Source organism: Limnobacter olei, from assembly GCF_029087225.1.
GTDB lineage: Bacteria > Pseudomonadota > Gammaproteobacteria > Burkholderiales > Burkholderiaceae_B > Limnobacter > Limnobacter olei.
Genome location: NZ_JARFJD010000018.1, coordinates 1 through 11,603, shown reverse-complemented (window position 1 = coordinate 11,603; position 11,603 = coordinate 1). Strand labels below are relative to the sequence as shown.

Genomic DNA, 11,603 nt, shown 5'->3' with positions numbered 1-11,603 from the left:
TCGCTCGGTGATGGCGAAGCGCTGCACTGGAGAGCTGGGAGCTGAACTTGCAAAGGGGTGCACTCTGCGGGTTCAAGCCAACTCGGCAGTGGGATTGCTTGGGGCGCACTTTAAGAAAACCGCCCCGTTTGAATGGATTCGCAGCGGTCGGCTACAAGCCGACGCCGAGACTCGGCCCGCCCTTTTGCCGAGCGAGGTGAGCAAGAATCCATTCAAAAAGGGACTAAGCGGTTTTCTGTGCGGAACAAGTAACCCATGCCGAGTTGGCCAGAAACTACAACGGTGACCATTCAAGTTTGGCTCCCAAGTCACCCATCCAGTTCGGAACTAGTAACCCACGCCGAGTGGGCAACACACAGCAGCGGTGATCCTCAAGCAGCCGGCCCCGGATCCATGCCTTTCGGAATATCCGCTTCACCCGGCACTTCCACCATGTGGCCCTTGCCTTCCGCAAGTGCATAAACATAGGCCAGCAACTTGGCCACTGCCGTGTACAAGGCACCCGGAATTTCCTGCTCAAGCTCAACATTGGAATACAAGGCACGGGCCAGTGGCGGCGCTTCCACCATGGGTACTTTGTTATCCTTGGCCACTTCCCGAATTTTCAAGGCCAGCGGGCCGATGCCCTTAGCCACCACGCGGGGCGCACCTTTGCCATCCTTGTCGTATTTCAAGGCAACAGAGTAATGCGTGGGGTTGGTGACAATTACATCGGCATTGGGTACCGAAGCCATCATACGGCGGCGTGCTGCTTCGCGCTGCATGCTTTTGATCTTGCCTTTCAGGTGGGGGTCGCCCTCTGATTCTTTCGATTCTCGCTTGAGCTCTTCCAGATTCATGCGCAAACCTTTGTAATAGCGCCAAAGCTGATAAGGCACATCAATCGACACAATCAACAGAAATGCAATCGCAAGAATAAGCGCATCCTTGATGGTAATTCGCGCGGTCTCGGCCATCCCATGTTCAAGCGGCATGGCTGACAACTGAGTGAACTCACCCAGATCCTGCATCAAGAGCAGGTAGCCCACACCGCCCAGTACCACTGTTTTCAAAATGGCTTTGACGAGCTCGGCCAAACCGTTGACCGAGAATATGTTTTTCAAACCCTTGATTGGATTCAGCTTCGAGAACTTCGGTTCAAGCGGTTTGGTGGACCAGTTAAAGCCGCCCACTGCAATGTTGGAAACAATTGCGGCAACCACCACCACAAGAAAAAGCGGAACGAGAATAAACAGACTTTCCTGCAACATGGACACCCATTTCAAACCCATGTGTTTGGTGTCAAAAGCCTGGGCGCGATCCAGCACCAAACCCTGGCGCATCAGCTTTTCACTTTGACTGACCAGTTCGCCGCCCATGGTATAAAGCAAACCTACACCGGCAAGCAGTACCACGCCTCCGCCCAGCTCCCTGGAACGGGGCAAGTTACCCTCTTCTCGCGCTTTACGGATCTTCTGTTCCGACGCGGGTAAGTCTTTTTCCTGATCGGTTTCTTCTGCCAAAGCAGCACCTGCAGTGTTGGAATGTTCTTATTATGAAAAGGATACACGCAATTCAAAACCCCGATTTGAAGAGGTAACATGGGATTCTTCTGAATTCAAAACTCAAGCCATGCAATACAACCCCACCGAGGCACTAGAGCGAATCGACAACGACATTGACCTGTTAATCATGTTGATCGACGTATTTATCAAAGAATGCCCAAGCTATATTGGAAAGCTACAAACCGCATGCGAAAGACAGGACTTGAACGCCTTGGGTGACGCTGCGCACAACATCAAAGGTGCAAGCGCCGCGATTGGTTTTGAGGAGTGTCGAAATTTGGCAGAAGAACTGGAGGTGGCTTGCAGGCAATCCGGGGTAAAAAGTATTGCGTACTTCGAGAACAGCACCGCAAAACTGATTACCGTACTGAACGCCTGCGAAGCAACCTTGAAAGACTGGGCAAAAAAAAACCGCGCCTGAGCGCGGTGAGAAACGGACCCCTATCCGTTTTTTTGAATTGCTGGTATTTAATCCTTGATCAACAACTCGGGACTGAAGCCCAAGCGCAGCCCTCCCCAATGGCGTCCGTTGATTTCGATGGGCAGTGACAAATCGTTCAACACCTCGCCGGTGTCACGTCGATAAGTTTGCAACAACCAAGGCGACAGGTTTTGCGCTGCTCGCAAACCCACCGGGTCACTGAACATGCGTTTGTCTCGGCTTTCCACCAAATCTTTTTTCAAGTCGCCAGTCAAAGGGCGTGAATACTTGCTGTTGTGCGTCGGGGCATAGCCTTTTCTATCCACGCACAAGGAGAACACCGAGCCGGGCACACTGGCCACCAACTGATCGTAGGCATTTTGCAGTGGACGCTCCACAGCTTTGTCGTAGCGGGTGCTGTATTTTTGCGGATTGGAGTTGGGCACAGCTTTGTAAGCTTCATCAAAAATATCATGGCCATTGTCCAGGGCCTCAATCAATATATTCTTGCATTGCTCGCGTACCAACATGGCTTGCTCAATAATTTGTTCGTAAGCACCCTTGCCAATTTTGAATCGGGCTACCAATTCCTTGATCCTGTCAGTGGCTGCTGCAAGTTCTGAACTTGATTTCTCGGACTCGCTGGTTTGATTGATGACAGACTGGGCAGTTTCGCGAATTTCAGAGGCCTTGCCAGAGACTTCCATATTGATCTGTTTGACCGATTGAACTTGCTGGGTCACATCGTTGATCTGGGTGCTCATTTCCTCAAAGCTGTGGACCATGCCAGAGAACTTGGCCGATGAGGTGCTCACCGTTTGCTGACCTTTCAAAATGCTCTGATTAATTTCACGCGTTTCTTGCTGAGTGTCGCCAACCAAGCGAAGCATGGACGAAATATTGCCCCGAATTTCACCGGTGGCTGACTTGACTCGCTCGGCCAAGCCGCGCACTTCGTCGGCAACCACCGCGAAACCGCGACCCTGCTCACCAGCGCGAGCGGCTTCAATTGCAGCATTCAAGGCCAGCAAATTGGTTTGATCTGAAATGTCATTGATCAGCTTGACGATGTTTTCAATACCTTTGCCGGTTTCGGCCAGTTTCTCAACAGTGTGCCCAAAACTGTTCAAACTGCCCGAGGCAGCGTTCATTTCATCGGCCACCGTGAGCAGTTCACGGTAGGAGGAATTCACCGTGTCTAGATGTTCTTCGGTGGCACGCGACAAGTAGTTTGCACTATTGGCGACGTTCTCCATCGCATGAGAAGCCTGATCTGCCGCCTGGAAAATTTCGGAAGTGATGTTGCCTTGTTTGTCAGCGGTGCGGCTGGCGTCTTTCAAACTGCCGGAAACGCGAACAGATTCCATCGAGACTTGGGCAGTCATTCGGCGAATTTCGTGAATCAAGTCGCGCAAACGGACCATGAAGGCGTTGTAGTTTTCTGCCAAACCACGCAGTTCGTCTTCAGTCACCGTGGGCAAGTTCACAGACAAGTCGCCCTCACCATTTGCAAGTTGATCCATGCGCTCGCTGAGCAAGTGCACAGGTCGCACGATTAAGTGGCGCAGGTACGCAAAAGCACCAGCGCAGGCAATCAAGGTAAACCCAAGGGAAATACTGAGAATGAGACGAAAATCGCCCATTTGTTCGGGGGCCAGCTGACCCATCGCCCAGTTGTAGATGACCAGGTAACCGATTAAAACAACCGACGCAATACCGGCCACATTGCCAAACAGTTTTCGACTGAGTGTGTAGAAAAAACTTTTCTCAATCGAACGGTACAGTGAATTCATGAGGTCAACTCCTTGCCCCTCGCTTGGTGCGCGAGGTGTTTGTGAATGTCATTGGCATCTTGTGCCGATGATTCAATTGTCCACGCAAAAGGAGTCAACCATACGGGTTATAAAACCCTGAAAAACACCTTAGTTCTGGTTACAGCTTTCCTTCAATCAACTCACGAAGTTCAAGTACCAACACCAGCAAACCCTCGCCTGACAAGGTGGCACCAGCCACACCTTTAGGCTTGACACCATCCAGAGGTTTGATCATGACTTCGTCCTGGCCCACCAGCGAATCAACCGCCAAAATACAGGCCTTGTTACCACTGATTGTGAGTACACCCACCTTCGGAGTCGGCGCACTCTCGCGGCCAATCAAAGTGGCCAGATCAAGCAATGGAATCACTTCACCACGCACCACCATGGTGGGCTTACCCCCAACGTATTGCACCTTGTCTTCTTCGATCGGAATGATTTCCCGAACACAGGACAAAGGCAGGGAATAAATTTGCTCTTCAAGCTTCAACATCAACACTGGCAATATAGCCAGGGTCAATGGCAACGAAATAGTGATGGTGGAGCCATGACCAGGTTCAGACTGAATATCAATCCGACCGTTCAGGCGTTGAATGTTGGTTTTCACCACATCCATACCCACGCCGCGGCCTGAAATATCCGAAATTTGGTCTTTGGTTGAAAAACCAGGCAAGAAGATTAGTTGAAGGCTTTCTTGCACGCTTAACTGTCCGGCTTCCTCGGCGGAAATCAAACCTTTTTCAACTGCTTTCTCGCGAATGATCTCAGGGCGCATGCCTCGGCCATCATCCTGAATTTCAATCACGATGTGATCACCCGTTTGGCGGGCGGACAAATTGACGATGCCTTTCGGATTTTTGCCGCAGGCTGTGCGATCTGCAATGGTTTCAATACCATGGTCAACTGCGTTTCGCACCAGATGAATCAAGGGGTCATTCAACTCTTCGAGGATGGATTTGTCCACCTCGGTTTCTGCACCTTCAATCACCAATTCAACGTCTTTGCCCAGCTGACGAGAAACATCACGGGCCAGGCGACTGTATTTCTGGAATACGCGGCCCACTGGCTGCATACGGGCCTTCATCACAGCCGATTGCAAGTCGGAAACAAGCATATCAAGTTGGCCCACTACCGTGTCGAGCGACTTGATCAATTCTTCATTGCTGGCACCGGATGCAAAAGCCTGGAACAGGCAGTTCAGGCGGTTCTTGGTCAAGCCGATTTCACCGCTGAGGTTCAGGATTTGATCAAAACGCGCTGTGTCCACACGAATGGTATTCTCTTTTTGCACGGCTGCTGAAGGCTGAGCAGCTTTGGTTTTCGGTGCAGGTGCTTTGGGGCGAACTGCAGCAGCAGCCTGCCTTGAAATTGCCTCGGTGGCCATGCCTGTGCTCAGTGCAGCCTGTTCAAGCTCTCGGGGTGGCACACCTACCACAGCTTCATACAAACCAGCCCAATCCAGATCGTCCTCCGAGATTTGCGCAAGTTCATTCAATGTTTTGGCTTGGCTTGGCGCGTGTACTGCCGCAGCCACTTGCGCAACTGGCGCTGCGGCGGGTGCCATAGTGCGCCCTTCAATGGCGGCATCCAGTGCTTCCAGCAATTCTTGCGGTGCTGCGCCTGGCTGGTGCCCGTTGCGCATTTCACCAAACATGCGGTGTACTTCCCCGGTGGCGGCCATGATGGAGTCCATCATTTCAGCATCAAGAACAAGCTTCTTGGAGCGCAACAGGTCAAACAGGTTTTCTGTTTTGTGGCATAGCTCCACCAGGTGTGTTGCTTCCAGAAAACCGGCGCCACCCTTGATGGTGTGAAAACCGCGGAAAACAGTGGCCAACAAATCGGCATCTTCCGGGCTTTGCTCCAGTTCGACCAGCTTGCTGTCCACGTCCTCCAACAAGTCTCCTGCTTCGGTCAAGAAGTCCTGTAGCAGTTCGACATCACTGAATGCGCTCATTTGTATTCTCCCACGTCAGCCCGGTTGTTTGTGTTGTTAGAAGCCTAGGCTTTCCAGCAGGTCATCGACCTGGCTTTGATTGCTGCACACATCGGTACGACCTGCTGCATTGATGGCCGGACCATTGAGGAATGTTTCTTCAACCTGCTTACGCTGATCGGGTGGCGTGGTGTCGAGCAACAGCTGAACCAGTTGCTCTTCAAGACCCTGCGCCATGTTGCCGATGCGGTTGACCACCTGGCCTGTCAGGTCATGGAAGTCTTGCGCCATCATGATGTCGGTGAGGTGCCCCCCCAGTTGCCCGCTACACTGACTGATCTCTTTCATGAATTCGCGATTTTCACGAGCGTGCGACTTAAACTCTTCAAGACTCATCTCGTTGTTGTAGAGGCGATCCCACTGTCTGTCCAGTTCTGCGGCACGGGCTGAAACATCGTCATTCAGTTTTTGAGAGGCCTCCACCGCAGCCAGCACTTTCTCGGCGGCTTTGCCTGTCAGGTCAGCGATGTAGTTCAAGCGAGCGCGTGCATCAGGCAAGGCGTTCACCGCATGCTCAACACTTTTGTCGTACCCCAGTTCACGCAAAGCATCGTGCAGTTTGCGAGTGAGGGAACCTACGCGGCGAAATACATCATGCGGCTCTTCATCGGCCGGGCTGGAATTCACTGGTGCTTGAGCGGCGGGTGCGACAGAAGACGATGCCTGCGGGACGGCAGCGGGTGCATCATCCCAAACACGTTGCTCTGCGATTTCATCAAACAACGCTTCCAAATCGTCGTTGTCACCACTTTTCAGATTATCTGGGCTCATCGTTGCGACCTCTCCATTTCTGATTCTTTGTAATTAGACAGACATCTTCGCGACAATCTTGCCCAGCTTTTCTTCAAGTGTTGCCTTGGTAAAAGGCTTGACGATGTAACCATTCGCACCCATTTGGGCTGCGGTCACGATGTCCTCTTTCTTGGCTTCTGCGGTCACCAACAACACGGGCAAATGCTTGAGTTCGGCATCGGCACGAATGTTTTGTAGCAACTCAAAGCCATTCATATTGGGCATATTCAAATCACTGACAACAAAGTTGAAATTGCCGGCTTTCAGTTTGGCCAGGGCCACTGCACCGTCTTCCGCTTCATCGGCGTTGTTGTAGCCAATTTCCTTGAGCAGGTTGCGAACAATTCGACGCATGGTCGAGAAGTCGTCAACAATCAGGATTCTTAAATCTTCGGGGTTCATGCTTGCTCCTTACGCTGGCTGAAGCATTGAGGTAACCATCTGCGCCAACTCCTCGGGATGGAACTTGCCCACATAGGCGTCCACACCAACCTGCTGACCCAACTTCTTGTTTGCAACTGAGGACAGTGAGGAATGCATCACCACAGGAATACCCTTGAAGCGAACGTCTTCCTTGATGTGACGTGTCAACGCATAGCCGTCCATTTCAGGCATTTCCGCATCCACCAGGATGAGAGAAACCACATCTCGAATGTCTTTGTTTTCCTGTTCGGCGCGGTTGGCAATGTTGCGCAGTTTTTCCCAAGCCTCTCGACCGTTGATGGCGCTTTGGTAAGGCAGGTGAAGTTTCTCCAGTACCTCAGTGATTTTCTTGCGGGCCATGTTCGAATCGTCTGCAAAGAACACTGGGTATGGGTGCTCAGGGCGCATGCTGTCCATATTGGGCACATCGCCTTCACCAATCACTTCACCCAGAATTTGCTCAACATCCAGAATGGAGACCAGCTTGCCATCGGGCAGTTCTGTCAGGGCAGTGATCATTGCACTTTGCGACTGGCCAATACTCTGGGGCGATTTCACCTGCTCCCAGTCCACTCGCACAATTCGGTCTACGTCTTGCACCAGAAAAGCCTGGGTGTGTGAAGAAAACTCGGTGATGATCAGCTTGGTCCGCGCTTCACCATTGCCCATGCGCAGGCACTGTGCAAGGTCGATTACCGGCAAAATACTGCCACGCAGTGAAATGATTCCCTCCACACCAGCGGGCATATTGGGGGTTCGCGTGATGGGCAAGGTTTCGCACACTTCGCGGACCTTGAATACGTTGATACCGAACACTTCAGTAGAACCCAACGAAAAGAGCAGCAACTCCATTTTGTTGGAGCCTGCAAGCCTTGCCTTTTCGTCAATCATGTTCATCAAGCGATAATCGTTTTGCATCATGTTGCTCCTGACAAATAGTCTGTTTCTTTCAATTCGTACTTGGCCCGTTTTTTGGAAACGGCAAGCCTTCAACTTTGGGTACGGGTGGAAGCTCTATCAAGCCAGGATCTTGTCCGTCATCCAGGTTGGCCAGCGCCCGCACTGCTTCTTCTGCGCGTTTGTTCATCACCACAATCGCAATTCTTCGATTTACTGCGGCGTAGGGGTCTTTTTCATCCAGCGACACCGAGGAGGCCAAACCCACCACCCGCAATATTTTCTGGTCCGGCATTCCTGCCGTGTACATTTCCCGACGACTGGCATTGGCCCGGTCTGCCGACAATTCCCAGTTGCTGTACCCCTTGTTGCCAGCTGCATAAGGCGTTGCATCCGTGTGGCCTGACAAGGTCAGCTTGTTGGGCACTTGGTTCAACAACTTGGTCAAATTCCGCAAAATGTCTTTCATGTAATCTTTCAACACCGCACTGCCAGAATCAAACATGGGGCGATTTCGCTCATCCACAATTTGAATTCGTAAACCTTCAGGCGTAATGTCGAGCATGATTTGATTTTTAAACTGTTTCATCAAATCTGATGCGTCGATTAGGCCCTCTATTTCCCCCTTTAATTCAAGCAAGCGCTTGGACTCTGCGCGCTCGAGCGCCTCTGCCGTGGCATCGGAGGTACTACTGTTGGTCGCCTTGTCGGTACTTCCGCTTTTGATTTGCCCCACAGAGCGTGACAAATCAGTACCACCTGCGTCTATTACACTCGTTGCAGTGCCAGATCCGGGACCCCCAACCAGTGCCACCTTCAAGGGTGAATTGAAGTAGTCAGAGATGCCTTTCAGGTCACCTTCCGAGGTAGAACCCAGCAGCCACATCAATAGAAAAAAAGCCATCATGGCAGTCACGAAGTCGGCGTACGCAATTTTCCAGGCGCCGCCATGGTGACCATGGCCACCTTTCTTGATCTTCTTGACTACGATGATTGGACGTTCTTCGTCAGACTTCGCCATGGTGCTTGTTTGCCTTTATTTGCCTTTGGTGCTCTTCACGTGCTCTTCCAGTTCAATGAACGTTGGACGCTCTGTGGAATAAAGAACCTTTCGGCCGAACTCGACAGCCAGTGCGGGTGAATAACCATTCAGGCTTGCCAGCAAGGTGGTTTTTACACACTCGAACGGCTTGGATGACTCAGAAATTTTGTGGTTGATGATGCTGGCCAAAGGGCCCACAAAACCGTAGGCCAGCAAAATACCCAGAAAAGTACCCACCAGGGCAGCAGCAATCATCACGCCCAGTTCGGCGTTACTGACCTGCCCCACTGAGCCCATCACGTGCACCACGCCCATCACCGCAGCAACAATACCGAAAGCGGGCAAACCATCAGCCATTTGCTGAACGGCAGATTGGGGGGTATGTGCCTCCTGGTGGTGGGTTTCAAGCTCGCCATCCATCAGGTTTTCAATTTCCATGGGGTTCAGGTTGCCACTGACCATCAAGCGAAGGTAATCGGTCAAGAATTCAACAATGTGGTGGTCGGCCAATACCTCGGGATATTTCTGAAACAAAGGGCTTTGTTCGGGTTCTTCCACATCGCCTTCAATCGACATCAAACCTTCTTTGCGCACCTTGGTCAAAATTTCATACATCAAGGCCATCAAAGACATATAAAAAGCCTTGGTAATTGCGCTGGGTTTGAATGCACCACCCAGGGCCTTGCCGGTGGCCTTCAAAATGCTGGGCGTATTGCTCACCACAAACGCACCCAGAGCACCACCGCCAATAATCAAAATTTCAACTGGCTGCCACAGCGTTACCAGGTGCCCCCCCATGAAGGCGAAACCGCCCAGCACGGAGAAAATCACGATCACGAATCCGATTGCTACTAACATGGGTTGAAGTTCTCTGTCGATGAATGGTTTTTCTGTTTTCTGTATAGGTATTGTCGGCAGAATTTGTAAAATCTTTTGTCCGAATAAAGTGGCTTTTCTGGGTGATTTCAAGGCATGGCCAGGATTTCACAATCCTTGGTGATAGCCATTTTTGAGGGGGGTTTAATAAAAATGACCAGCAACATGGGCTGGTCATTCGGGAGTGAGAAACCCCCACTGCAGACCCGGAAGAGACAGAGGGTGGGAGGATGCAACCGGACCTTTTGGTGCAGCGGGGGTAAACGAAAAGCCCTTCTCCCTGGGCTTTGTAAACTGAATACTTAAGCTTCGATACTGGCTTCTTCGTTGAAGAAACGGTCTGCTGCCGACTGTCGCGTTTTACCGGCGCGAGAAGGCATGTGGCACAGGCCGCACACATAATCGTTCACCAATTCATACGTGTGCACCACAAAACGGCCTTCGCAGTCTTTGCACTCGGTTGTGGTCAACATGCCGGCATCAAAAAACTTCACCAAGCGCCATGCGCGAGTCAGCGACAGCACCTCGGGCAAACCCAACTGGGTAATTTGCTCCAGGTACATCCTGTAAGCTTTGATGATGGCTTCAATGTCTTCAATGTCTGTGCTCTTGATCAGCGTTTGATAGATATTGATAAACAGGGAAGAGTGAATATTGGGCTGCCAGGTCATGAACCAGTCGGTTGAAAAAGGCAGCATGCCTTTGGGGGGCGACTTGTGTTTGAGTTCTTTGTACAGCTTCAACAAACGTTCACGAGACAACTGCGTTTCGGACTCGAGAACCTGCAAGCGCGCATCCAGGCGAATCAGCTGCGTGGCCAATTGAATTTGTGCTGCTTCGTCGATGATTGATTTAACTTTAGCCATGATTTTTTTGACCCCTGTCTGATGTCAATGTTGGATGCCTGAGTTTTTCTTGTTACATCCTGAATAGTTACCGAGTCTTTGATTAAGCAGCAGCGTTCACTGCCTTGCCAGACATGATGATTGCGGCATGCATGCCGGAAACACTGCGGTCTTTGGTGTGACTGGTCAGCAAGTTCCAAACCACTTCGTCGTCGAAACGGAAACGGCACATCAGCATGTTGCTTGAGGCAATACGCAGCACTTGCGCGGTGGTCAGTTGGTCGATCAACTCGGCCACTTCGTCGGAAATGCCCAAACGGAAGGTTGCTTCGGCGCGGTCTTCGCGAATCAGTTGCTGAGCCAGCAACAAATAAGACAGGTTGGTTTCGCGAATTTCATCTAGTAGACGGGTACTTTTCATTTGAACATCCTCCAATTCAATCTCTGTTGTACTGCATCCTCAATTTGCGCTGCTTTGTTAATCGCAGCGACACTTCCCTCATACGTATCTTCGGCCTCTCGCCCAATTACCTGAATCATCCAACGTCCAAACATTGAGTCACCGAGCTGGAATTCGACGTGTAGGGAACTGCCTTACATGGACACACTGTCGCTCAATAGGCCCGATGGAAGAATCACAGTTTGGGGGGATCCCCCCATTCGATTGACCCCCACTTCGTGCTGCCCCTAGCGGCAGGGGCCCTAATTGTTAAGTGCCTGCTGAAGATAACGGACACCTTTAAAGAAAACTTGAGGAGGCAGCGGCATTCTTTTTCAGGAAAAATCGCCTCATTACGACACTGATTCGGTGAACTTGAGGGAGCAAAAACAATATTTTTTATTTGCGAATGAAGGCCTCAAGTTTTATTTCCAGGCATCGATAACAGGGCATAAGGCAGCGCACCAGATGACGCAGCCAACTTGAATCAACGAAATTGCTTGGAGAATTATCA

At 51.2% G+C, this 11,603-nt stretch carries 11 protein-coding genes; 1 reads left to right on the top strand and 10 read right to left on the bottom strand.

What is annotated here, in order from left to right; genetic code table 11:
- Window positions 1–371: 371 nt before the first annotated feature.
- On the bottom strand, window positions 372–1,502 hold the full coding sequence (gene flhB / locus PY990_RS11960; RefSeq protein WP_275271796.1) for a flagellar biosynthesis protein FlhB: 1,131 nt from the start codon (window positions 1,500–1,502) through the stop codon (window positions 372–374).
- A 109-nt stretch (window positions 1,503–1,611) separates the two neighbouring features.
- Here flhB and PY990_RS11955 point away from each other — a divergent pair, with 109 nt between their 5' ends.
- Complete coding sequence (locus PY990_RS11955) at window positions 1,612–1,965, top strand: Hpt domain-containing protein (RefSeq protein WP_275271795.1); 354 nt, start codon at window positions 1,612–1,614, stop codon at window positions 1,963–1,965.
- A gap of 47 nt (window positions 1,966–2,012) precedes the next feature.
- Here PY990_RS11955 and PY990_RS11950 read toward each other — a convergent pair whose 3' ends face one another.
- The 9 genes from PY990_RS11950 to flhD all read right to left on the bottom strand — a co-directional run bounded on the left by PY990_RS11950 (window position 2,013) and on the right by flhD (window position 11,071).
- The gene (locus PY990_RS11950; RefSeq protein ID WP_275271794.1) at window positions 2,013–3,758 is read right to left on the bottom strand and encodes a methyl-accepting chemotaxis protein; all 1,746 of its coding nucleotides are present in this window, start codon (window positions 3,756–3,758) and stop codon (window positions 2,013–2,015) included.
- Window positions 3,759–3,897: 139 nt separating this feature from the next.
- Complete coding sequence (locus PY990_RS11945; protein WP_275271793.1) at window positions 3,898–5,736, bottom strand: chemotaxis protein CheA; 1,839 nt, start codon at window positions 5,734–5,736, stop codon at window positions 3,898–3,900.
- 36 nt (window positions 5,737–5,772) lie between these two features.
- Window positions 5,773–6,546, bottom strand: coding sequence for a protein phosphatase CheZ (locus tag PY990_RS11940; protein WP_275271792.1), 774 nt, complete (start codon window positions 6,544–6,546; stop codon window positions 5,773–5,775).
- Window positions 6,547–6,579: 33 nt separating this feature from the next.
- Window positions 6,580–6,969 carry a chemotaxis response regulator CheY gene (gene cheY / locus PY990_RS11935; protein WP_105028596.1) on the bottom strand — a complete coding sequence of 130 codons (390 nt, stop codon included), beginning with the start codon at window positions 6,967–6,969 and terminating at the stop codon, window positions 6,580–6,582.
- 9 nt (window positions 6,970–6,978) lie between these two features.
- On the bottom strand, window positions 6,979–7,911 hold the full coding sequence (locus PY990_RS11930; protein WP_275271791.1) for a chemotaxis protein: 933 nt from the start codon (window positions 7,909–7,911) through the stop codon (window positions 6,979–6,981).
- A gap of 28 nt (window positions 7,912–7,939) precedes the next feature.
- Entirely contained in the window at window positions 7,940–8,908 is a 969-nt protein-coding gene (gene motB, locus PY990_RS11925; protein WP_171098255.1) for a flagellar motor protein MotB, read from the bottom strand.
- A gap of 15 nt (window positions 8,909–8,923) precedes the next feature.
- The gene (motA, locus tag PY990_RS11920; RefSeq protein WP_275271790.1) at window positions 8,924–9,787 is read right to left on the bottom strand and encodes a flagellar motor stator protein MotA; all 864 of its coding nucleotides are present in this window, start codon (window positions 9,785–9,787) and stop codon (window positions 8,924–8,926) included.
- A 320-nt stretch (window positions 9,788–10,107) separates the two neighbouring features.
- The gene (gene flhC / locus PY990_RS11915) at window positions 10,108–10,671 is read right to left on the bottom strand and encodes a flagellar transcriptional regulator FlhC (protein ID WP_105028593.1); all 564 of its coding nucleotides are present in this window, start codon (window positions 10,669–10,671) and stop codon (window positions 10,108–10,110) included.
- 82 nt (window positions 10,672–10,753) lie between these two features.
- Complete coding sequence (flhD, locus tag PY990_RS11910) at window positions 10,754–11,071, bottom strand: flagellar transcriptional regulator FlhD (protein ID WP_008253127.1); 318 nt, start codon at window positions 11,069–11,071, stop codon at window positions 10,754–10,756.
- Between the last annotated feature and the right edge of the window lie 532 nt (window positions 11,072–11,603).

What these genes read in the sequence shown, in the direction of transcription:
- PY990_RS11955 (WP_275271795.1), top strand. Translation starts at nt 1,612, where the DNA reads ATGCAATACAACCCCACCGAGGCACTAGAGCGAATCGACAACGACATT.
- PY990_RS11950 (WP_275271794.1), bottom strand. Translation starts at nt 3,758, where the DNA reads ATGAATTCACTGTACCGTTCGATTGAGAAAAGTTTTTTCTACACACTC.
- PY990_RS11945 (WP_275271793.1), bottom strand. Translation starts at nt 5,736, where the DNA reads ATGAGCGCATTCAGTGATGTCGAACTGCTACAGGACTTCTTGACCGAA.
- PY990_RS11940 (WP_275271792.1), bottom strand. Translation starts at nt 6,546, where the DNA reads ATGAGCCCAGATAATCTGAAAAGTGGTGACAACGACGATTTGGAAGCG.
- cheY (WP_105028596.1), bottom strand. Translation starts at nt 6,969, where the DNA reads ATGAACCCCGAAGATTTAAGAATCCTGATTGTTGACGACTTCTCGACC.
- PY990_RS11930 (WP_275271791.1), bottom strand. Translation starts at nt 7,911, where the DNA reads ATGATGCAAAACGATTATCGCTTGATGAACATGATTGACGAAAAGGCA.
- motB (WP_171098255.1), bottom strand. Translation starts at nt 8,908, where the DNA reads ATGGCGAAGTCTGACGAAGAACGTCCAATCATCGTAGTCAAGAAGATC.
- motA (WP_275271790.1), bottom strand. Translation starts at nt 9,787, where the DNA reads ATGTTAGTAGCAATCGGATTCGTGATCGTGATTTTCTCCGTGCTGGGC.
- flhC (WP_105028593.1), bottom strand. Translation starts at nt 10,671, where the DNA reads ATGGCTAAAGTTAAATCAATCATCGACGAAGCAGCACAAATTCAATTG.
- flhD (WP_008253127.1), bottom strand. Translation starts at nt 11,071, where the DNA reads ATGAAAAGTACCCGTCTACTAGATGAAATTCGCGAAACCAACCTGTCT.